Source organism: Albimonas donghaensis, from assembly GCF_900106695.1.
Lineage (GTDB): Bacteria > Pseudomonadota > Alphaproteobacteria > Rhodobacterales > Rhodobacteraceae > Albimonas > Albimonas donghaensis.
On sequence record NZ_FNMZ01000002.1, the window covers coordinates 415,561 to 437,526 of the forward strand.

General features: G+C 72.8%; 19 protein-coding genes. 14 read left to right on the forward strand and 5 right to left on the reverse strand.

The annotated features are described in order from the left end of the window. Positions 1-34 precede the first annotated feature (34 nt). The gene (locus tag BLV24_RS07815) at positions 35-487 is read right to left on the reverse strand and encodes a GatB/YqeY domain-containing protein (RefSeq protein WP_092680616.1); all 453 of its coding nucleotides are present in this window, start codon (positions 485-487) and stop codon (positions 35-37) included. 193 nt (positions 488-680) lie between these two features. Between BLV24_RS07815 and carA the strand changes: the two genes are divergently transcribed. After that, entirely contained in the window at positions 681-1,862 is a 1,182-nt protein-coding gene (gene carA / locus BLV24_RS07820; protein ID WP_092680617.1) for a glutamine-hydrolyzing carbamoyl-phosphate synthase small subunit, read from the forward strand. 191 nt (positions 1,863-2,053) lie between these two features. On the opposite strand, the gene BLV24_RS07825 is transcribed toward carA, so the two are convergent. Further along, positions 2,054-2,860 (reverse strand): SDR family NAD(P)-dependent oxidoreductase, encoded by an 807-nt coding sequence (locus BLV24_RS07825; protein ID WP_092680978.1) that lies wholly within the window; start codon positions 2,858-2,860, stop codon positions 2,054-2,056. A 410-nt stretch (positions 2,861-3,270) separates the two neighbouring features. Here BLV24_RS07825 and BLV24_RS07830 point away from each other — a divergent pair, with 410 nt between their 5' ends. Genes BLV24_RS07830 through BLV24_RS07835 form a run of 3 tightly spaced genes read left to right on the forward strand, consistent with a single transcriptional unit; the run spans position 3,271 to position 6,115 of the window. Further along, a complete protein-coding gene (locus BLV24_RS07830; RefSeq protein ID WP_092680618.1) occupies positions 3,271-4,905 on the forward strand; it encodes an acyl-CoA synthetase in 1,635 nt (544 codons plus the stop codon). Beyond that, entirely contained in the window at positions 4,902-5,213 is a 312-nt protein-coding gene (locus BLV24_RS21940) for a hypothetical protein (protein ID WP_176954673.1), read from the forward strand. The genes BLV24_RS07830 and BLV24_RS21940 overlap by 4 nt, the downstream gene beginning before the upstream one ends. Beyond that, the gene (locus BLV24_RS07835) at positions 5,210-6,115 is read left to right on the forward strand and encodes an ion transporter (RefSeq protein WP_176954674.1); all 906 of its coding nucleotides are present in this window, start codon (positions 5,210-5,212) and stop codon (positions 6,113-6,115) included. The genes BLV24_RS21940 and BLV24_RS07835 overlap by 4 nt, the downstream gene beginning before the upstream one ends. 18 nt (positions 6,116-6,133) lie before the next feature. Here the strand turns inward: BLV24_RS07835 and BLV24_RS07840 are convergent, their stop codons facing one another. Beyond that, a complete protein-coding gene (locus tag BLV24_RS07840; RefSeq protein WP_092680620.1) occupies positions 6,134-6,583 on the reverse strand; it encodes a winged helix-turn-helix transcriptional regulator in 450 nt (149 codons plus the stop codon). A gap of 157 nt (positions 6,584-6,740) precedes the next feature. On the opposite strand from BLV24_RS07840, the gene BLV24_RS07845 reads away from it, so the two are divergent. Further along, positions 6,741-7,595, forward strand: coding sequence for an NAD(P)H-binding protein (locus BLV24_RS07845; protein WP_092680621.1), 855 nt, complete (start codon positions 6,741-6,743; stop codon positions 7,593-7,595). Between the two features lie 28 nt (positions 7,596-7,623). On the opposite strand, the gene BLV24_RS07850 is transcribed toward BLV24_RS07845, so the two are convergent. Further along, positions 7,624-8,799: a hypothetical protein gene (locus BLV24_RS07850; protein WP_092680622.1), complete on the reverse strand. Its 1,176-nt coding sequence runs from the start codon at positions 8,797-8,799 to the stop codon at positions 7,624-7,626. Positions 8,800-9,368: 569 nt separating this feature from the next. On the opposite strand from BLV24_RS07850, the gene BLV24_RS07855 reads away from it, so the two are divergent. Then, the gene (locus BLV24_RS07855) at positions 9,369-10,364 is read left to right on the forward strand and encodes a CPBP family intramembrane glutamic endopeptidase (protein WP_143040255.1); all 996 of its coding nucleotides are present in this window, start codon (positions 9,369-9,371) and stop codon (positions 10,362-10,364) included. A 90-nt stretch (positions 10,365-10,454) separates the two neighbouring features. Here the strand turns inward: BLV24_RS07855 and BLV24_RS07860 are convergent, their stop codons facing one another. Further along, complete coding sequence (locus BLV24_RS07860; RefSeq protein WP_092680624.1) at positions 10,455-12,161, reverse strand: thiamine pyrophosphate-dependent enzyme; 1,707 nt, start codon at positions 12,159-12,161, stop codon at positions 10,455-10,457. Positions 12,162-12,416: 255 nt separating this feature from the next. Between BLV24_RS07860 and BLV24_RS07865 the strand changes: the two genes are divergently transcribed. The 8 genes from BLV24_RS07865 (at position 12,417) to BLV24_RS07900 (ending at position 21,882) form a co-directional block, all read left to right on the forward strand. Continuing rightward, the gene (locus BLV24_RS07865) at positions 12,417-13,388 is read left to right on the forward strand and encodes a hypothetical protein (RefSeq protein ID WP_092680625.1); all 972 of its coding nucleotides are present in this window, start codon (positions 12,417-12,419) and stop codon (positions 13,386-13,388) included. 236 nt (positions 13,389-13,624) lie between these two features. Continuing rightward, positions 13,625-14,275: a 2-hydroxychromene-2-carboxylate isomerase gene (locus BLV24_RS07870; RefSeq protein WP_092680626.1), complete on the forward strand. Its 651-nt coding sequence runs from the start codon at positions 13,625-13,627 to the stop codon at positions 14,273-14,275. A 102-nt stretch (positions 14,276-14,377) separates the two neighbouring features. Beyond that, positions 14,378-15,004 carry a glutathione S-transferase family protein gene (locus BLV24_RS07875; protein ID WP_092680627.1) on the forward strand — a complete coding sequence of 209 codons (627 nt, stop codon included), beginning with the start codon at positions 14,378-14,380 and terminating at the stop codon, positions 15,002-15,004. A 10-nt stretch (positions 15,005-15,014) separates the two neighbouring features. Then, the gene (locus tag BLV24_RS07880; protein WP_218133369.1) at positions 15,015-16,754 is read left to right on the forward strand and encodes an AMP-binding protein; all 1,740 of its coding nucleotides are present in this window, start codon (positions 15,015-15,017) and stop codon (positions 16,752-16,754) included. A gap of 117 nt (positions 16,755-16,871) precedes the next feature. Next, complete coding sequence (locus BLV24_RS07885; protein ID WP_092680628.1) at positions 16,872-18,326, forward strand: cryptochrome/photolyase family protein; 1,455 nt, start codon at positions 16,872-16,874, stop codon at positions 18,324-18,326. Positions 18,327-18,366: 40 nt separating this feature from the next. Then, complete coding sequence (locus BLV24_RS07890) at positions 18,367-19,749, forward strand: NAD(P)/FAD-dependent oxidoreductase (protein ID WP_092680629.1); 1,383 nt, start codon at positions 18,367-18,369, stop codon at positions 19,747-19,749. Between the two features lie 2 nt (positions 19,750-19,751). Then, a complete protein-coding gene (locus BLV24_RS07895; RefSeq protein WP_218133370.1) occupies positions 19,752-20,591 on the forward strand; it encodes a DUF1365 domain-containing protein in 840 nt (279 codons plus the stop codon). Positions 20,592-20,667: 76 nt separating this feature from the next. Further along, positions 20,668-21,882 carry an SAM-dependent methyltransferase gene (locus BLV24_RS07900; protein ID WP_092680630.1) on the forward strand — a complete coding sequence of 405 codons (1,215 nt, stop codon included), beginning with the start codon at positions 20,668-20,670 and terminating at the stop codon, positions 21,880-21,882. Positions 21,883-21,966: the final 84 nt, after the last annotated feature.

Here is a 21,966-nt window from a genome sequence, read left to right on the forward strand (position 1 = left end):
CGCGCCCGGCATCCGCCCGGCGCGGCGGAAGGGATCAGTTCAGGGCGTTGCGCACTTCGGCGCCGGCCTTGCACACGTCCATGCGGCCGGAATACCGGCTCTTGAGCGCGCCCATCACCGTGCCGAGATCGCGCAGCGACTTGGCCTTGGTCTCGGCGATGGCGTTGGCGACGGCCTTGTGAAGCTCATCGTCCGACAGCGGACGCGGCATGAATTCGCGGATCACCTCCGCTTCGCGCCGCTCTTCCTCGGCCAGTTCCAGCCGCCCCGATTCCTCGTAGCGGCGGACCGAGTCCTCACGCTGGCGAAGCATCTTGGCGAGGATCTCGATGACCTCGGCGTCATCCAGCGCGCCGCCCTGGTCCCCGCGCGCCCGAACCGCTTCGCGGTCCTGGATGGCGGCGCAGATCAGGCGCAGAGTGCACTGGCGCGTGGCGTCGTCGGAGGCCGCGGCCTCCTTCAGCGCCAGGGCGATGCGGTCACGCATGGCTGGTCCCATTCCCCAAGCTTGAAAGTCCGATGAGGATACACTGAACGGGTCGAGTCGCCAATGCGGCGAAATTCGGCCAAGATCCTGATTTCATTACGCTCCCCCAAATGCTCGCCAAACTGTCGCGCGGGTTGACCCGCCCGCGCTGCGCCCTTAGCTTCCCGCGGCCCCGAAATCCGAGGATACGCTGATGAACTCCGCTCCGACCGCCGCCCGCCGCGATGCGGCGGACCTGCCCGTGCCGCCCGGCGCGACCGCCTGCATCGCCTTCGCCGATGGAACCGTGTTCTTCGGGCGCGGCTTCGGCGCCGAAGGGGTGTCGGTCGGCGAGCTGTGCTTCAACACGGCGATGACCGGCTACCAGGAGATCATGACCGACCCGTCCTATGCCGGTCAGGTCATCACCTTCACCTTCCCCCATGTCGGCAATGTAGGCGCCAATCCCGAAGATGAGGAGACCCTGGACCCGGTGGCGCTGGGCATGGTGACCCGCTGGGATCCGACCGAGCCGTCGTCCTGGCGCGCCGCCGAGGGGCTGTCGCCCTGGCTGGCGCGGCGCGGGCGCATCGGGATCGGGGGCGTGGACACCCGCCGCCTGACCCGCGCGGTCCGCCTCAAGGGCGCGCCGCATGTGGCCATCGCCCATGCCGCCGACGGCGCGCTGGACCCCGCCGCGCTGGTGGAGAAGGCCCGCGCCTTCAACGGCCTGACCGGCGCCGACCTGGCGAAGGACGTGAGCTGCGCGCAGTCCTACCGCTGGGAGGAGATGCGCTGGGCCTGGCCCGGAGGGTTCGAGAAGCGCGCGACCCCCGGCCGCCGGGTGGTGGCGGTGGATTACGGCGCCAAGCGCAACATCCTGCGCTGCCTCGCCTCGGCCGGCTGCGACGTGACCGTGCTGCCCGCCACCGCCACGGCCGAGGACGTGCTGGCCCATGATCCCGAGGGCGTGTTCCTGTCCAACGGCCCCGGCGATCCGGCCGCGACCGGCGCCTACGCCGTGCCGATGATCCAGGGCGTTCTGAAGGCCGGGCTGCCGATGTTCGGCATCTGCCTCGGCCACCAGATGCTGGCGCTGGCGCTGGGGGGCAAGACCGTGAAGATGTCCCACGGCCATCACGGCGCCAACCACCCGGTGAAGGAGCTGGCGACCGGCAAGGTCGAGATCACCTCGATGAATCACGGCTTCGCGGTGGATGGGCAGTCCCTGCCCGACGGGGTGATCGAGAGCCATGTCTCGCTCTTCGACGGCTCCAATTGCGGGATCCGGGTGGAGGGCAAGCCGGTGTTCTCGGTCCAGCATCACCCGGAGGCGAGCCCCGGGCCGATGGACAGCCACTACCTGTTCGACCGCTTCGTCGAGTCGATGGGCTGACGCGAAGGGCCGGGGGAACGCTCCGGCCCCGATCGGCGGAGCCGGGGGGCGCCCCCGGCTTCGGCGCCCCATTGGCGGCGGCGCGGGCCCCGGGCCTGCGCCGCCGTTTTCGCATGGGAGACCGCTTCCGCCCCGTCGCGCCCTGGCCCGTCGCGCCCCGTCGCGGCCCCGCCCCGTCGCGCGGCTCGGGCTCAGAGCGCGGGCAGGTCCAGCGGATCGAGGATGTTGCGCCCGCCGTCCACGTCGAGGATCTGGCCGGTGATGAAGCTCGACGCCGGGGAGCAGAGGTAGAGCGCCGCCTCCGCCGCCTCCGCCGCGTCGCCGATCCGGCCCAGCGGCGTGACCCGGATCAGGTCGTCGCGCAGGTCCGGCGTCTCCTTGAACGCGTCGCGCAGGGCCGCGGTCATCACCGAGCCGAGCCCCACCGCGTTCACCCGGATCCCCTGCGGCGCCAGCGCCACGGCCATGGCGCGGGTCAGCTGATCCATCGCCGCGCAGGTCACCGAGTAGCGCAGCATCGAGGGCACCGAGCGCCGCCCCACGATGGAGGACAGGTTGACGATGGCGCCCGCAGGCCCCTCGCCGCCCGCCTCCTCGCGCTGGGCGATCATGCGCCGGGCGGCGGCCTGGGACAGCTGGAAGGCGGTGCGCACGTTGACGTCGAAGATCTCGGTCAGCGCCGCCGGCTCCATCGACATGATGTCGCCCGAGGAGATCTGGCGCAGGCCGTTGGCCAGCACGTCCACCCTGTCATAGGCGTCGAGGCTGGCGGCGATCAGGTTGGAGACGCCGAGCGGGGTGGCGAGGTCGCAGGCGAAGGACGTGACCTCGGCCCCGTCCTCGGCCAGCCGGTCGGCGACGAGGCGCAGGGCGGCCTCGTCCTTGTCCGAGATCAGAAGCCGCGCCCCGGCCTGGGCGAAGCGCAGGGCGATGGCCCGGCCGACGCCGCGCCCGGCGCCTGTGACGATCGCGGCCTTGCCTTCGAGCGGCTGCGCCATGGTGGTCGCCCCCTTGCTGCGGAACGGATGGGTTTCGGGGGGACGATAGTCGCGCGCCGTCGCCGCGGGAAGGGCGCGGATGCGCCCGGCGGCAAGCGGAGGGAGCCGCGCCCCGTCCCGGACGCCAGGCCGCGCCCGGGCGCCGGCGCGGCGTTGCGGCGGGACCGCGGGCGGCGACGTCTCCGACCCGGCGCCGGGGGCGTTTCGGGGCGCGGCGCTTCCCGGCATCTCCCGCGCCCCCCGTTCCCATGTCGGCGCCGGCCGCGCGCCTGCGCGGGGCCCGGGACGCGGGGGGCTCGACGCCCCCCGCGTCCCGCCCTCCCCCGGCCCGACGCGATACGCGCCGCCCCCTTGCCCGAGGCGCCCCGTCCGGGTGTATTGAGGCGCAACCAATCCGGGGGAGGATCGCCATGACGTCGCCATTCCTGCAGGGGCTCGACCGCACCAGGGCCAATCACCGGCCGCTGACCCCGCTGGGCCTGCTGCACCGCGCCGCGGACACCTTCCCCGACCGCACCGCGATCATCCATGGCGACCTGCGCATCCCCTACGCCGCGTTCCGCGCCCGCGCCTGCCGGCTGGCCTCCGCGCTCGACTCCGCCGGCATCGGGCGCAACGACGTGGTCTCCGCGCTGCTGCTCAACACCCCCGCCATGCTGGAGGCGCATTACGGCCCCGCCCAGCTCGGCGCCGTGCTCAACGCCGTGAACACCCGCCTCGACGCCGCCGGCATCGCCTTCATCCTCGACCATGCCGAGGCGAAGATCCTGCTGGTCGACGCCGAGCTGGCGCCTCTGGCGCGGGAGGCGCTGGCGCTGGCGCAGGTCGCGCCCCGCGTCATCGCCTATCGCGACCCCACCGTGCCCGAGACCCACGCCGCCGCCGAAGGCTTCGAGGACTACGAAGCCTTCCTCGCCGCCGGCGACCCCGACTTCCGCGGCCCCGGCCCGGAGGACGAGTGGGACGCCATCGCGCTCAACTACACCTCCGGCACCACCGGCAACCCCAAGGGCGTGGTCTACCACCACCGCGGGGCCACCCTGCTGGCCACCGGCAACATCTTGCACGCCTCCATGCAGGACGCGCCGGTCTACCTGTGGACGCTGCCGATGTTCCACTGCAACGGCTGGTGCTTCCCCTGGACGATCTCGGCCAAGGCCGGCGCCCATGTCTGCCTGCGCGCCGTCCGCGCCGCCCCGATCTTCGAGGCCATCGCCGAGCATGGCGTCACCCACATGTGCGGCGCGCCCATCGTCATGTCGACGCTGCTCGCCGCGCCGGAAGCCGACAAGCGCCCCCTGCCCCATGCGGTCGAATTCCTCACCGCCGCCGCCCCGCCGCCCGAATCCGTGCTCGCCGCCATGGCCGAGGCCGGCTTCCGCGTCACCCATGTCTACGGGTTGACCGAGGTCTACGGCCCCGCCGTGATCAACGAGTGGAAGCCGGAATGGGACGCGCTCCCCCCCGCCGAGCAGGCGCGCCTGAAATCCCGCCAGGGCGTGCGCTACGCGGCGCTGGAGGCGCTGGACGTGCTCGACCCCGAGACCATGGCCCCGGTGCCGGCCGACGGCGAGACCATCGGCGAGATCGTCTTCGCCGGGAACGTGGTGATGAAGGGCTACTTCAAGAACCCGACCGCCACCGACGAAGCGCTGAAGGGCGGCTGGTTCTGGTCCGGCGACCTCGCGGTCAGGCATCCCGACGGCTATGTGCAGATCAAGGACCGCTCCAAGGACATCATCATTTCGGGGGGGGAGAACATCTCGTCGATCGAAGTGGAGGAGAGCCTGTTCCGTCATCCCGCCGTGGCGCTCTGCGCCGTGGTGGCGGCGCCGGACGAGAAATGGGGCGAGACCCCGGTGGCCTTCGTGGAGCTGAAATCGGGGGCCGAGGTCTCGGAGGCCGATCTGATCGCCCATTGCCGGGCCGAGCTGGCGCATTTCAAGGCGCCGCGGCGGATCAGCTTCGGGGAGCTGCCCAAGACCTCCACCGGCAAGATCCAGAAATTCGCGCTGCGCGCCCAGGCGAAGGCCCTGGCCGGATGACCCCGGCCGCCGCCCGGCCGCCGGTTCCGCTGGCCGATGCGCAGGCGTCGGCGGCCGGACCGGGCGGGGCGGCGACCGAGCGCCGGGGCCGCCTCGCATGGGTGATCGAGCACGGTCCCGGCTGGCGGCCGGCCAAGCGTCTGCCCCGGATCGAGGCCGCCCTGCGCCATCCGCGCTTCGCATGGCGCCGCCTCGACCGGCTGACGCGGGGGCCCGGCGCGCCGGCGCCGCCGGTGCTACCGGGGCCGGGCGGCGACCGCAGCCGCTTCCGGCGGGGTCGCGACCTCGCCCGGCAGGCGGGCCGGTGAGCTCCTCCGATGACGGCGAGGCGTCGCGGCCGGGGGCGCCGGGCGGTTCCGCGCGCGCCAGCCCCGCCGCTCGGCGACGCGACGCGCGCCTCGCCGCCGAGACCGAGATCAGCCCGCTGCGCCGCCTGCGACGGCGGCTCTACGCCCAGCTGGACCCGGACGGCTGGACCGGCGACGCGATGTCCCCGCTCAACCTGCTCGCGGTGCTCGCGGTGCTGGTCTCCACCCTCGCCGCGGCGCTGCTGACCGAGCCGTCCCTGGCCGAGTGGGGCGACGGGCTCTACTGGGTGATGGTCGGCTCGGCCGTGCTGTTCACCCTGGAATTCGCCGCACGGCTCTGGGTGAAATGGGAAAGCCCGCGGATGCGCGCCCACCCGCTCGGCCCGCTCGGCTGGCTGACCCGCTGGTACACGCTGATCGACCTGATGGCGCTGGTCGGCATCTGGGTGGAAGTCGGCATCGGGGCCGGTTTCGGCCTGACCGTGATGCTGCGGCTGATGCGGGTGCTGCATGTGTTCAATTCCGGCGCCGACACCGCCGTCGCCCGCGCCGGGCGCGAGATCGCCCGCGCGGTGGCCGAGCGGCGGCTGGAGCTGGGGATCTCGGTCTGCGTGGCGGGGCTGACCCTCGTGGCGGCTTCGGTCGCCATGTACATGGCCGAGGGCGACGTGCAGCCGGAGGTTTTCGGCTCCATCCCCCGGGCCATGTGGTGGTCGGTGGTGACCCTGACCACGGTGGGCTACGGCGACGCCACGCCGATCACGCCGCTGGGGCGGGTGATCGCGGGGCTGACGGCGCTGGGCTCGGTGGCGCTGGTGGCGCTGCCGGCGGGCATCATGGCCGCCGCCTTCTCCGACGCGCTGCAACGCGCCCGGCGCAGGCCGCCGGGGCATGACGACTGATCCGGCGAAGGGGCGCGGTCAGTCCGCCGGCGCCGGCGTCGGGCGCGGGTCCGGCTCGGCCTCCGCCTCCGCCGCCATCAGCCGGGGCAGGTTGATCTCCACCCAGTCTGCCAGCGCGCGCACATGCTCCGCGGCCTCCCGCCCCAGCGGGGTCAGGGCGTAGTCGACGCGGGGCGGGACCTCGTTGTGGTCGCGCCGCTCGACCAGTCCGTCGGCCTCGAACTGGCGCAGGGTCTGGGCCAGCATCCGCTCGGATATGCCGCCGATGGCGCGGCGCAGCTCCGCGAAGCGCCGCCGCCCCGACAGCAGCGCCACCAGCACCAGCACCCCCCAGCGCGACGTCATGTGGGCGAGAAACGCGCGGGAGGGGCAGTCGACCGAAAACACCCGCCCCATGCGGATCTGCTCGGCGAGCGGCGGTTGCGGGCCGTCGAAGACCTCGGGCGGGGCGGGGGGACGCGGGGGCATGGCGGAACCTCTCGGGGGCGGGCGGAGGGGCGGATCGCGCGGCGGGCGGAAGACCGGCGGCGCGGCGGCCGCTTACCTTTTCGTGCGTACTTATCTTTCGTAAGTATACCGCCTAGGTCGGTCCGGCAACGCCTCTCACCGATCCCAGGAGCTTCCCATGATCGTCATCACCGCCGCCGCCGGCCAGCTCGGCCGCCTCGTGCTCGACGCGCTGATCGCCCGCGGCGTCCCCGCCGAAGAGATCGTCGCCGGCGTCCGCTTCCCCGACAGGGCCACCGATCTCGCCGCGAAAGGCGTGCGGCTGCGCGAGGCCGACTATGACCGCCCCGAGACGCTGACGGCGGCCTTCGAGGGCGCGGACAGGCTGCTGCTGATCTCCTCGCCCGACATCGGCCGCCGCGCCCCCCAGCACCAGGCGGCGATCGACGCGGCCCGGGCGGCGGGGGTGGGGCTGGTCGCCTACACCTCGATCCTCAACGCCCCGACCTCCCCCCTCATGCTGGCCGAGGAGCATCGCGCGACCGAGGCCGCCCTGGCCGCGTCCGGCCTGCCCCATATCCTGCTGCGCAACGGCTGGTATGCGGAGAACCTCGTCCCCGCCATCGCCGCGGCGCCGGGGCTGGGCGCGATCTTCGGGGCGGCCGGGACCGGGCGCATCGCCCCCGCGGCCCGCGCCGACTACGCCGAGGCCGCGGCGGCGGCGCTGATCGGCGGCGAGCCCGGCCGCGCGCATGAACTGGCCGGCGCGCCAGGCTTCGACATGGCCGGGCTGGCGGCGCAGGTGGCGGAGGTCTCGGGCCAGCCGGTGGTCTACACCGACCTGCCCCAGGCCGACTACGCCGCGGCGCTGGAGGCCAACGGCCTGCCCGGTCCGCTCGCGGCGATGCTGGCCGACAGCGACGCGGGGGCTGCGAAGGGCGGGCTCGACGGTCCGGGCGCCCCGCTGGAGGCGTTGATCGGCCGGCCCGCCACGCCGATGTCGGTCACCATCCGCGCGGCGCTGGGCGTCTGAGGCCGGGCCGAAGGCGCCTCCCGTCCGGTCAGGACGACCGGGCGGGGCGCTTCGGGGCGCCGGGCGCGCGGGCGGGGGCGAGCCGGGTGCCGCCGTCGGGCCGCACCATCGGTCCCTGCGCGGCGCCCGCCACCGCAACCGGATCGGCGGCGGGGGCGACCTGCGCGGCGGCGGCCTCGATCCGCTTGGCCGAAGCGGCGTTGAGGCTGGCCTGGGTGACCCCGTCGCCCAGATCGGCGGCGGCGGCGTCGGCGGCGGTTTCGATGGCGGCCGGGGCCTCGGCGTCGCCGACAGCCACATCGCCGGTGTCCTCGGCGCCCTCGACCCCCAGCCTGGTCGTCACGGCCTCGACCGGCGACGGCCCGGTTCCCGCCGCGGCGAACACCGTGCCCGACGCCTCACGCGAGGTGCGCGGCCGCGGCGCCGGGGCGCCCCCGGGACGCGGCGAGGCCATCGGCGCCGCCAGCGGCGCGGCGGCGGCCACCTGCAGTTCGTCCTCCGCCGGCAGCTCGCCATTGCCCTGCTTGAGCGCGGTGACCACCCGCGCGAGGTAAGCCAGCTTCAGCCCGTCGCGCATGTCCGTCGTCTCGAACACCCCCAGCGAGGCGATGACCGCGCGGCGGTTGACCTCGGTGAAGGCCCGCCAGAAGCGCGCGCCGAGCACGGGCACCACCTGGTCGCCCTTGTCCTCGACCAGCACATAAAGCGTGTCGCCCGCCCGCCGGGTCTGCAGGATGCGGATCGTCTCCGGATCGCCGCCCATCCCCGCCGTGGCCTTGCCGCGGTCGGAGCGCAGATAGCGCTCGAGTTCGATGAAGCCTTCGTCGGTCAGGCCCTTGGCGAAAAGCCGGGTCTCCCCGATGGAGAGCGAGACCAGCCCGTCCACCATCGCCTCACGCGAGGCGGGGGTCGCGGGATCGCGGGCCGAGGCGGCGAGCACGCAGTCCTCGATCAGCGCGAAGGCCGCGGCGCCGCCGGGGCGGATGCTTTCGGGATCGACGCAGAAGCCCTGCGGCGGGGTCAGGCGGACCACGCGCCCCCCCGCCGTCACCGAGGGGCCGAGCGGCGTCGCGCCCGAGACCGCGCCCGGCGGCGGCAGGCAGCCGGGCAGCGCGGCGAGGCAGCCGAGCCCGGCGAGCGCGAGGGCCGCGCGGCGCAGAAGGGGGGGCGTCCGAAGGCGGGAGGTCTGAAGTCGCAGGGTCACGTCTCCGTCCCGATCAACGGCCGCGCGGCGCGCAGGCGGCGCCGGGCAGGCGGCGGCGGTCCCTGCGGAGCGCCCAGCGCAGGCAGGGCTCGGGGGTCTTTCGATTGGTCTCGACGGTCATCAATTCGATCTGGCTGAGGCGTCGCGAACCGGGGGGCGCGAAGAGGCTCGGTTTCCTCCCGGCGGACGGCGGACCCGTCCCTTGTCAGTCCGTCGACGATACGCGGCGGACGGCGGCTAGGAAAGGGTGCGAAGGCGTCGCGGGGAACCGGCGCCCCCCGCCCCGGCGCCGCGTTGCGTCAGCCGGGAGCCGCGGCCAGGATCGCCGCGACGGCATGGGCGAGACCTCCGGGCCGGGAGGAGAATCGGCCCGCCCCGACCTCCCGCAGGACGTGCGCGGCCGGCGCCGAGGCGCCCCCCGCCGGGCCGAAAGCGTTCCGCGCACGATCTCTTCAGGGAATTTCAGCCGGAACGCCACGACTTGTGAACCATTAATGAACCAATCGGGTGGACCTTGGAAGCCCGCGGCCCTAGCATCAGGCCGCCCATACTCGCGCCGGCAGGAGCCCATGACAGAGTTCAAGCACCCGCTGGTCGCCTTCGCCGAGCCCGCCCGCAAGGGCGCGACCACCGCGCGGACCCTGATCGGCGCGGCGCTGGTGGTGGTGCTGGTGCTGATCTTCGTGCGCATCGCCCGGCTGGGCACCGCGGAGGCGCTGGTCGGGCGCAGCGGGGATGAGCTGGTCGCGCGCTCCGCCGACCTGCATTCGCCGCTGGGCGTGCTGCTGACGCTGGGCTCGTTCCTGGCGGTGTGGCCGGCGCTGTGGCTGGTGCTGCCGCTGGTTCACAAGCGCAAGGCCAACACCCTGTTCGGCCCGGACGGCAAGATGAAATGGCGGCATTTCCGGCTGGGCATGTCGGTGTCGCTGCTGGTCGGCGCGGTCGCCTGGGGGCCGCTGGTCTACAACCATGCCGACGAGATCCTGATCTTCCCCAACCTGCGCAGCTGGGCGATCCTCGCCGCCATCGGCCTGCCGATGATCTTCGTGCAATGCGTGGCCGAGGAGCTGATGTTCCGCGGCTACATGCTCCAGCAGTTCGCGGCGCGCTCGATGTCGGTGCTGGGCTGGTCGGTGATCCCCTCGATCCTGTTCGGACTGGCGCATCCCTCCGACGCGGGGCTGTTCTCGATGTCCTGGTATCACTTCGTCTTCGGGCTGGTGATGGCGGCGGTGACCTCGCGCACCGCCAATCTGGGCGCGGCGGCGGGCATCCATTTCGGCAACAACCTGATCAACCTGCTGCTGATCGCGCCCTCGCAGATGGTCAGCGGGCTGGCCCTGTTCGCGATCCCCAGCCAGATCGACTTCTCGGGCTCGCGCATCGCCTATCTGGTGATGATGTTCGTGGGCGCGGCGCTGTTCATGGGCTTCATGGACCTGCGCTTCATCCGCGCCTGGCAGGCCGCCAAGCGCGCGCGGCGGGAGGCGGAGCTGGCCGCCCAGGGCCCGCCCGCGCCGGGCGGCGGGGCCGGCGGAGCGCCGGAGACGCTGGCGGCGGAATAGCCCGGCCCGGCGGCCCGCGCCGGGCCCGACGATCGCAAGCCCCCTTGCGGGGGGCGCCCCCCGCCGGCGAACCGGCGAGGGAACGTGTCGTCACCCGGCCCGTGCGGCCTCCCCCTCGGCCCGGATGGCGGAGAGCGACTTGACCGGGGTCAGCGCCTCGGGGTCCACCACGATCTCGATCAGGTAGGAGGTCTCGGAGGCCAGCGCCCTCGCCAGCGCCGGCGCGAAGTCCTCGGTTTTCGAGACCCGCTCGGCGGCCGCGCCATAGGCCTCGCCCAGCTTCACGAAGTCCGGATTGCCGAGATCGGTGGCGATGGTGCGGCCCGGATGGTGCTTTTCCTGGTGCATGCGGATGGTGCCGAACATGCCGTTGTTGACCACGATGGCGATGACCTTGGCGCCGTATTGCGCCGCCGTCGCCATCTCCTGCGCCGTCATCAGGAAGCAGCCGTCGCCGCCCAGCACGACCGACAGCCGGTCGGGATGGGTCAGCGCCGCCGCCACCGCCGCCGGCGCCCCGTAGCCCATGGAGCCCGAGGTGGGCGCGAGCTGGGTGCGGTAGCCGCGATGCTGGCGGAAGCGGTGCAGCCAGATCGCGTAGTTGCCCGCCCCGTTGGACACGATGGCGTCGTCGGGCAGCGTCCGGTTCAGCTCGGCGATCACCTCGCCCATGTCCATGGCGCCGATGGCGGGAACCGGCGCGCAGAAGGCTTCGTAATCGGCGCGCAGCCGCGCCACGCCGGGAACCGGGCCGGGGCGCGCGGGCAGCGCCGCGGCCGCCTCGAAGAACGCGCCCGCCCGGCAGGCGATGGCGAGGTCGGAGGCGTAGACGACGTTATGCTCCTCCGGCCCCGGATGCACGGTGACCAGCGGCATCCGCGCGTTGGGCACGCCCAGCAGCGTGTAGCCCTGCGAGGCGATCTCGCCCAGCCGCGAGCCGACATTGATCAGCAGGTCGCAGTCCTCGGCCACGTAGTCGACCAGCTTCGGGTTGGCCCCCAGCCCGAGGGTCCCGCAGAAATGCGGGTGGCGGTTGTCCATGTAGTCCTGGCGGCGGAACGAGGTGACCACCGGCAGACCCTGCGCCTCGGCGAAGGCGGCGGCGGCGGCGGCGGTCTCGGCCGACCAGGCGCCTCCGCCGATCATCATCACCGGGTTCTTCGCGGCGGCGATCATCTCGCCCAGCTTCGCGATGGCGGCGGGGGTCGGCGCGGCCTCGGCGATGGCGGGGACGCGGATGTCGGGGACGTCGGCGGTGTCGGACAGCGTCTCCTCGGGCAGCACCAGCACCACGGGGCCGGGGCGCCCCTCCTGCGCGACGGCCCAGGCGCGGGAGACGTATTCGGGGATGCGGGCCGCGTCCTCGATCTGGGCGACCCACTTGGCGACCTCGCCGAACATGCGGCGGTAGTCGATTTCCTGGAAACCTTCGCGGTCGAAATGGTCCCGGGAGACCTGCCCGACGAAAAGAATCATCGGGGTCGAATCCTGCCGCGCGGTGTGCAGTCCGTTGGAGCCGTTGGTCGCGCCCGGGCCGCGGGTCACGGCCGCAAGCCCCGGTTTTCCCGTCAATTTTCCGTAGGCCTCCGCCATGTTCACGGCGCCGCCTTCATGACGGCAAGCGACCGTTCTGATGGCGTCTTTGTGGTCGTGAAGGCCATCGAGCAGCCCCAGGAAGCTTTCCCCCGGCACGCAGAATACTAACTCTGCCTTAAGGATGCGAAGCTGATCGGCCAGAATCCGGCCTCCGTGGCGCATGTTGGCGGCGGGTGCGGGGGCGGAACCTGGCTTGGACATGGGAGAACCTCTGCGATGGGACGCGCCTACATAGCTCGACCGGATACGCCGAAGAAAGGGCGCCTCTCCGGCGCCGGATCAACGCATTGCGGCGGGACGGGCGGAACCGCCGCCCGGGCGGGGTCTCCGGAGCTTGACGGTCCGGTCACGCTCCCGTCACGGCGAATCAGTCAGGGTCGTGACTGTAGTGGCGTCAGCGCCGGGAATAGAGTTGCGTTCCGGCCGTCCTTCTCTTGCGTCTCCGAGCGGAATCCCATGATCGCCAATCTGTGCCTGCGTCTTTATTCGGTCTTCGCCCATGTCCTGGCCCTGGGGGCGATGCTCTATCTCATCGGGTTCATGGGCGACGTGCTCGTGCCCAAGACCATCGACAGCGGCGCCGCCGGGCCCGTGGCCCCGGCGATGGCGCTCGACCTGGCGCTGATGACCCTGTTCGGGGCGCAGCACTGGGGGATGCGGCGGTTCCGCGGCTGGGCCCGCGCCCTGCCCGAGGCGGCGGAGCGTCCGACCTATCTGCTCGCCACCGTGGCCGCGCTGGCGGTGATGATGGGGCTGTGGAAGCCGATCCCGCACGAGGTCTGGGCCTTTGAATCCGAGATCGCGGTCTACGGGCTCAGCCTCGCCTATTTCGCGGCCTGGGCGGTGATGCTGGGCGGCGGCCTGCGTGGTCTGCGGCCCTGCTCACTGGCGCTGAGCCCGCTGCGGGCGCGCCTGGGCCTGCGGGTGGCGACCGAGGCGTCGCGCCCCGCCCGCCGCGCCTGGTATGTGATTCCGCTGATCACGCCGCACATGACCATCGGCCATCTGGTGTTCGCGCTGGGGCTGGCGGCGATGGTGATGCTCGCCTCGATCCTGCAGGACGACGAGGCCCGCGCCGCCGCCCTGGCCCGCGGCCGCGCCGCCGCGCGCCGGACCCGCGTGCGCAGGAACGCCGCCCGCGGTCGGCTGCGGGCGCTGGACCGCAGCGGCGCCGATGTCGACGAGGAGCCCCTGCCGGCGGGGGTGACGGCGGGGACGACGTTCGGCCCGGACGCCGCGCCGCGGCCCGCGCTCGGCCCGATCCTCGGCGCGGCCCGTCGGGTCGTCTTCGGCCCGCTGGCCGTGCTGCGCGGGCTCGCCGCGCGCAATTTCGCCGCCCCGCACCCCCTGGCCAAGCCGGTTCGCGTCGCCGTCCCCGCCGGCGACCGGGCCGCGCGCAGGTCCGTCGACGGCATCGCCGCCGGCTGACCCCGGCGCTTGCGTCGGCCGTCGCCGCACGCGCCGCCCGCCGGCGCGCCCCGCCGGCGCGCCGGCGTCCGCAAGGCCCGCAACCCGGCGGCCCCGCAACCCGGCGGCCCCGCAACACGGCGGCTCGGCGCTTGACGCCGCCCTCGCCCCCGCTTCAGATGCGCGGGCCTCCGCCGTCCCCCGCCGCGGCGCGGAGGACGCCAGGGCCCGGTCGGGCGAGCGGCGCGGAGAAGCCGATGTCCGCCTCCCAATCCGCCGCGCCCTCTCCCGCCTCGCCGGCTCCGGCGGTGGAGTTCTGGTTCGACTTCGCCTCCACCTATTCCCATCTCTCCGCCCAGCGGATCGAGACGGAGGCCCGGGCCCGCGACGTGGAGATCGTGTGGCGGCCGTTCCTGCTCGGCCCCATCTTCGTGGCCCAGGGATGGAAGACCTCGCCCTTCGCGATCTATCCCAACAAGGGCGCCAACATGCTGCGCGACATGCAACGGCTCGCCGCCCTGCACGGGCTGCCGCCGTTGATCGCGCCGGAGCCGTTCCCACAGAACTCCCTGCTCGCCGCCCGCACGGCGCTGGCCATCGACCCCGCGCTGATCTCCGGCTTCGGGCGCGGCGTCTACATGGCCCAGTTCGCCGAGGGCCGGGACATCTCCCGTCCCGAGACGCTGACCCCGATCCTCGACGCGCTGGGGCTGGACGCGGAGGCGACGCTGGAGGCCGCGCGCGCCGATGGCGTCAAGACCGCCCTGCGCGACCAGACCGAGCGCGCCATGGACCTGCGCATCTACGGCGCGCCGACCTTCGTGACCTCGGACCGTGAGCTGTTCTGGGGCAATGACCGGCTGGAGCACGCGCTGGACTGGGAGATCGGAGCGGCGCCCCGGCCCTGAGCCCGACGCCGGCGCTCACGGCCCCCGCCCCCCCCTGCTTGCGCGCTGCGCCGCGGCGCCGCAAAGCTGCACGCAGTGAAGAAACCAACCGGGAGGCCGCGCATGGCCACGATTCTCTACGGACGCGATCTGAGCCCCTTCGCCCGCCGCGTCGCCGTCTGGGCCGCCCTGCAGGGGGTGGCGCTGGAGCGTCGGCCGCTGATGGTCAACGGGCCGGATTTCGAGACGCTCAAGACCGTGAACCCCATGGGCCGCGTGCCGATCCTGATGACCGAGGACGGCGAGGCGCTGATCGAGACCGCCGCCATCATCGACTTCCTGGAGGAGCAGGCCCCCGCCGAGGCGAAGCTGATCCCCGTTTCCGGCGCCCCCCGGCGCGAGGTGCTGCAGATCATGGCCTACGGACACAACACGGTCGAGAAGGGCGTGGCGCTGGTCTATGAGAAGAACCGCCGCCCCGAGGAGTTCCAGTGGCCCGAATGGCGCGCGCGCCTCGAAGGCCAGATCACCGGCGGGCTGGACGAGATGGAATCCCGCGCCCCGGCGGACGGGTTCGCCGGCGGCGACCGTCCCAATGGCGCCGACGTGTGCCTGACGCTGGCCCGCGACTTCATCCAGGCCACCAATCCCTACCTGCTGGACCAGGGCTACCCGAAGCTCACCGCGCTGGCGGCGCGCTGCAACGCCATGGCGGAATTCGGGGCCTCCAACCCCACCGCCCCGGCCTGAGGGAACTGGCATGACCCTCGCGCCCGATCCGTCCTCCGCCCCCGACCTCCCTCCCGCCGGCGCGCCTCTGGTCGCCCGCGGGGAGGATTGGGACGCCCTGCGCGCCGGCTTTCGCTGGCCGCGGCAGGCGGTGGACCCGGGCGCGGCGTTCAACATGTACGAGGCGATCTGCGGCCGCTGGGCCCGCATCGCGCCGGACCGCCCCGCCCTGCGCCTGCTGCGCCATGACGGCGAATACCGGGAATGGACCTTCGCGGAGCTCGACCGCGCCTCGGCCCGGCTGGCCAATGCGCTGACCGCCCGCGGGCTCGGGCGGGGGGATCGCTGCGGGCTGCTGCTGCCGCAGACGCAGGAGGCGCTGCTCACCCATCTCGCCTGCTACCGCATCGGGGCGGTGGTGGTGCCGCTGTTCACGCTGTTCGGCGAGGACGGGCTGCGCATGCGGCTCGCCGACAGCGGCGCGAGCCATATCGTCACCGACGCCGCCAACCTGCCCAAGGTGCTGGCGATCCGCGACGACCTGCCGGCCCTGCGCATCATGTGGACCGTGGATCGGCCCGGCGACGGCGCCTGGGGCTTCTGGCAGGAGCTTGCCAAGGGCCGCGACGCCTTCGCCACGGTCCGCACCGGGCCGGACGACCCGGCGTTCCTGTCCTACACTTCCGGCACCACCGGCCCGCCCAAGGGGGCGCTGCACGGGCATCGGATCGTGCTCGGCCATCTGCCGGGGTTCGAGACGCATCACGACTTCGCCCCGCAGGCGGACGACGCCTTCTGGACCCCGGCCGACTGGGCCTGGATGGGGGGGCTGTGCAACGTCATGCTCCCCGCGCTGTTCCACGGGGTGCCGCTGCTCGCCCACCGGATGTCCAAGTTCGACCCCGAAGAGGCCTTCGCGCTGGTCGCCCGCCACCGTATCCGCAACGCCTTCTTCCCCCCCACGGCGCTGAAGCTGCTGCGCCAGGTGGAGTCCCCGCGGGCGAAATACGACTACGACATGCGCTCCATCGGCTCGGGGGGCGAGGCGCTGGGCGCCTCCCTGCTGGAATGGGGGAACGAGGCCTTCGGGCTGACCATCAACGAATTCTACGGCCAGACCGAATGCAATCTGGTGCTGGGCAACTGCGCCGCCCTGTTCCCGCCGCGCCCCGGCTCCACCGGCCGGGCCGTGCCGGGGCATGTGGTGGGCGTGATCGATTCGGAAGGAAACGAGCTGCCCGACGGCGAGGTCGGCGAAATCGCGGTGCTCGCTCCCGATCCGGGCATGTTCCTCGGCTACTGGAACCAGCCGGAAAAGACCGCCGAGAAATTCGTCGACGCCCCCGACGGCCGCCGCTGGATGCGCACCGGCGACGAGGGGCGGCGGGAGCCGGACGGGCATTTCTTCTTCTCCTCCCGCACCGACGACGTGATCACCTCCTCGGGCTACCGGATCGGGCCGACCGAGATCGAGGATTGCCTGACCGGCCATCCCGCCATCGCCATGGCCGCCGTCATCGGCCTGCCCGACCCGGTGCGGACCGAGGCGGTGACGGCCTATGTGGTGCTGCGCCCCGGCGTCGATCCCGGCCCCGACCTGGCCGGGGAGCTGACCGCCCGCGTCCGCGCCCGAATCTCCCCCCATGTGGCGCCGCGCGCGGTGCACCTGGCCCAGAGCCTGCCGATGACCGCCACCGGCAAGATCATGCGGCGGGAGGTCAAACGCATGGCGCTGGAGCGCGGCGAGAGCCATGGGGGCGACGAAAACTGACCCCGGCCGGCCGGCGGCGCCGGACCTGTCGTCAATTTGGCAACGATCACGAAAGGTTTCGCAGGAAACATCGCGGTTTGGTGAACCCAAATCCACGCGCCGCCGTATTTCCTGCTGATGACCGACACCGCCGCCTCCTCCGCGCCCGACGCCGCCTCCGCCGACCAGCCGCCCGCGCTGGTCTGGCTGCGTCGCGACCTGCGCCTCGCCGACAATCCGGCGCTCGACGACGCCCTGCGGCGCGGCGGGCCGGTGGTCGCGGTCTGGATCCTCGATCCGCAGACGGAGGCGCTGGGCGCCGCGCATCGCTGGCGGCTGGAGGCCTCGCTGGCCCGGCTGGCCGAGGGGATGGAGGCGCTCGGCGCCCGCCTGATCCTGCGTCGGGGCGAGGCGCTGCCCGTCCTGCGCGCCCTGGCCGCGGAAACCGGCGCCAGGGCGATCCGCTGGAACCGGCTCTACGACCAGACCGCCCGCCACCGGGACGCGGCGGTGAAATCGGCGTTGAGGGAGGACGGGCTCGACGTCCGCTCCTTCAACGGCGCCCTGCTGCACGAACCCTGGGAGGTCGAGACCAAAACCGGCGGGTTCTACAAGGTCTACACCCCGTTCTGGCGCGCCATCGCCGAGCGTGTGGTGCATGAGCCGATCCCGGCGCCCTCGCGCTGGCCCGCCCCGGACGCTTGGCCGGTGTCCGAGCGCCTCGCCGACTGGGCCATGGCCGCCGACATGCGCCGCGGCGCTCCCGCGCTCGCCGCCCATGCCCGGCCCGGAGAGGCCGAGGCGCAGGACAGGCTGGCCGAGTTCCTCGAAGATCGGGTGGAGCACTACGCCGCCGACCGCGACCGCCTGGACCGGGACGCGACCTCGCGCCTTTCCGACGCGCTGGCCGTCGGGGAGCTTTCGGCCCGCCAGATCTGGACCGCCGCCCGCCCGCGACGGCAGGGGGCCAAGGCGAAGCCGGTCGAGAAATTCATGCAGGAGCTGGCCTGGCGGGACTTCGCCTATCACCTCCTCCACCATTCCCCGCGGCTGGAGACCGGGAACTGGCGCGAGGAATGGGACGGTTTCCCCTGGCGCGACGACAACGCCGACGCGCAGGCCTGGACTCGCGGCCTGACCGGCGAACCCCTGATCGACGCCGCCATGCGCGAGCTATGGGTCACCGGGACCATGCACAACCGCGCCCGGATGCTGGTCGCGTCCTATCTGACCAAGCACCTGATGACCCATTGGCGGGTCGGCGAGGCCTGGTTCCGCGACACGCTGATCGACTGGGACCCGGCCTCGAACGCGCTGGGCTGGCAATGGGTCGCGGGCTCCGGCCCCGACGCGTCTCCCTTTTTCCGGATCTTCAACCCCGAGACCCAGGCCGAGAAATTCGACCCCGACGGCGCCTATCGCCGTCACTGGCTGAAAGGCGCGGGGGCGGAGGCGTTTCACGACGCCATCCCCCGCGCCTGGGGTCTGTCGCCCGGGGACCGCCGGCCCGCGCCCCGCATCAGCCTCAAGGCGGGTCGGGAGCGGGCGCTGACCGCCTATGCCGACCTTCGCGCGGCCCGCGACGCGACCTGACGCGCGCGCCTTCCCCATCCCCGACAGGAGAATCCAACCTATGAAGATCGCGGTCATCGGCGCCGGCATCTCGGGTCTCGGCGCCGCCCTCGCCCTGAGCGAACGGCATGACGTGACGCTGTTCGAGCGGGACGGGCGGCTTGGCGGGCACGCCAACACCGCGACGGTGCGCCATGCGGGCCGCGAGATCACCGTGGATACCGGCTTCATCGTGTGCAACGCGCGCAACTATCCCAACCTGATGGGGATGTTCGAGCATCTGGGGGTCGAGACCGCCTGGTCCGACATGTCCTTCGGCTTTTCGCTGCGTGGCGGCGCCTATGAATACGCTTGCGACGACCTCTCGACCCTGTTCGCCCAGAAACGCAACTGCGTGAACCCGCGCCATATCCGGATGCTGCTGGAGGTGGTGCGCAAGTTCAACCGCACCGCCTCGGCGGAGCTGGCGGAGGGCGCGCTGACCGGGCTGTCGCTGGGCGAGTGGCTGGACCGGCGCGGCTATTCCCAGGCCTTCCGCGACCGCTTCGTGCTGCCGATGGGGGGCGCGATCTGGTCGACCTCCACCCGGCGGATGCTGGACTTCCCGGCGGCGAATTTCGTGGCCTTCTTCGACAATCACGACCTGATGACCGGCCTCGACCCCGCCCAGCGCTGGCGGACGGTGCGGGGCGGCTCGCGCGAATACGTCGCGCGCGCCGCGGCGGCGCTGGGGGACCGGGCCGTGGCGGGCGTCGGCGCGCAGCGGATCCGGCGCGAGGCCGACGGCCTGCGCATCCGCTTCGACGACGGGTCCGAGGGGCGGTTCGACCAGGTGGTGCTGGCCACCCATGCCGATGTCTCGCTGGGCCTGATGGCGGATGCGGACGCGACCGAGCGTCGGCTGCTCGGGGCCTTCCCCTATTCGAAGAACCTCGCGGTGCTGCATTCCGATCCGTCGCTGATGCCGCGCCGGCGCAAGGTCTGGTCGTCGTGGAACTTCCTTTCCGAGGGGGCGGAGGCCGATGCGGAGCGCCCGGCGCAGGTCACCTACTGGATGAACCGCCTGCAGCCGCTGGGCGACGACGCGCCGCCGCTCTTCGTGTCGCTCAACCCCGCGCGGCGGCCCGATCCGGCGCTGACGCATGGCGAATACAGCTACGACCACCCGCTTTATTCCACCGACAGTTTCGAGGCGCAGGCGGACATGGACGCGATCCAGGGCCGCGGCGGGCTGTGGCATGCGGGGGCGTGGCTCGGCTACGGTTTCCACGAGGACGGGCTGCGCGCCGGCCTGCGCGCCGCGGCGGCGCTGGGGGCGCGGCCGGACTGGGCGCGGGATCTCGGCGCGCCGCTGCCGGGGCCGAGCTTCGCGCCCGCCCACCTGCCCGCGCATGGCCCCGCGCCCGAACTGGCGGCGGCCGCCGCCGCCACCGCGGCGGAATAGCGGTGACGCGCTCCGATGCGATCCCGCCCGAACAGGGCTGCGCCTATCTTGGCCATGTCATGCACATGCGGCTGACGCCGCGTGCGCATCGCTTCCGCTATCGGCTGTGGACGCTGCTGCTGGACATCGACCGGCTGGAGGACACCGCCGCCCGCCTGCGCCTGTTCCGGGTCAACCGGCGGGGGTGGCTCTCGCATCACGACGCCGATCACGGGCCGCGCGACGGCTCCGCCCTGCGGCCCTGGGTCGAGGCGCGGCTGGCGGAGGCCGGGCGCCCGCCCCCCGCCCGCATCCGCCTGCTGGCCATGCCGCGCGTGCTGGGCTTCGTGTTCAACCCGCTCTCGGTCTACTATTGCGAGGACGCCTCGGGGCGCCTGCGCAGCGTGATCTACGAAGTGAAGAACACCTTCGGGGACCAGCGCGCCTATGTGCTGGCGGCGGAGCCCGAGGGCGCGGACCCCGACGCCCCCCGCCGTCATGCGCAGGCGAAGGAGATGTTCGTCTCCCCCTTCATCGGCATGGACCAGACCTACCGCTTTCACCTCGCCCCGCCGGGCGACCGGCTGGCGCTGCGCATCCGCCAGGGCTCGGCGGCCGAGGGCGACGTGCTGATCGCCACCCAGAACGGCGATCGCCTGCCGCTGACCGACGCGACGCTGGCCCGGCTGGCGCTGGCGCTGCCGCTGCTGCCGGTCAAGGTGATGGCCGCGATCCACTGGCAGGCCCTGCGGCTGGCGCTCAAGCGCGCGCCCTTCCGCCGCTATCCGGGGGCGGAGGCGGCCCATGCCCCCGCCGCACGAAGCGGGGATTTCGCAGCGTCCGACCCGGTTTCGACGGTGTGAGCGGCCTGCAAAGGGCTGGCGCGGGCTCGGAACGCGTATTAATCTTTTTCACCGAACTACAGAGGAGGCGCCTGACATGACGGGACCGCTCGAGACCGTTCGGGGGCAGACGGGGCTGCCGCGGTGGTTCGCCGCCGTGTTCGACACCGCCAGCGGCCTGACCCATGGCAGCATCACCTTCGCCCTGCCCGACGGCCGCGAATTCCGCGCCGCCGGCGATCAGCCCGGCCCCGCCGCGCGCATCGAGGTGCGCGACGCCTCGGTCTTCGCCCGCCTGATCCGCGAGGGCGAGCTGGGCTTCGCCGAGGCCTATATGGACGGCGCCTGGGACAGCCCGGACCTTCAGGCGGTGCTCGACGTCGCCCTGCTCAACAACGAGAACATGTCCCGCAAGTTCGCCGGCGCCGCGCTGGCCCGCATGGTCGAGCGTCTGCGGCACTGGATGAACCGCAACACGGTCAAGGGATCGAAGCGCAACATCGCGGCGCATTACGACCTGGGCAACCCGTTCTATTCCCGCTGGCTCGACCAGAGCATGACCTATTCCTCGGCCCTGTTCAGCGGCCGGCAGGAGAGCCTGGAGGCCGCTCAGCGCAACAAATACGCCGCCATCTGCGACAGTCTCGGGGCGCCCGAAGGCGGGCATATCCTGGAAATCGGCTGCGGCTGGGGCGGTTTCGCCGAATACGCCGCCCGCGACCGGGGCCTGCGGGTGACGGCGCTGACCATCTCCCAGGCCCAGCACGACTACGCGCAGGCGCGGATGGCGCAGGCCGGGCTGTCGGACCGGGTCGACGTGGTGATCCGCGATTACCGGGAGGAGCGGGGGATCTATGACGGCATCGCCTCCATCGAGATGTTCGAGGCGGTGGGCGAGCAGTACTGGCCCGTCTATTTCGACACGGTGCGCGAGCGTCTGAAGCCCGGCGCCTGCGCCACGCTCCAGGTCATCACCGTGGCCGACAAGCTGTTCGACGGCTACCGCAAGGGCGTGGACTTCATCCAGAAATACATTTTCCCCGGCGGCATGCTGCCCTCGCCCTCGCGGCTGGCCGAGCAGTCGCGCCGCGCGGGGCTGGAGCTCGCCAGTTCCATCGAGTTCGGGGAGAGCTACTCCGAGACGCTGCGCCGCTGGCGGGACCGCTTCAACGGGGCCTGGGACGACATCGCGCCGATGGGATTCGACGAGCGATTCCACCGGATGTGGAATTTCTATCTGGCGAGCTGCGCGGCCTGCTTCCACGCGGGCACGACCGACGTCACCCAGGTGACGCTGCGCCGCCCCGCCTGATCCCGGCCCTTTCCGCCCCTGCGTCATGTATGGATGCGGGGGCGATCGGGGGGGGCGATCGGGGGCGGCGATCGGGGGCGGCGC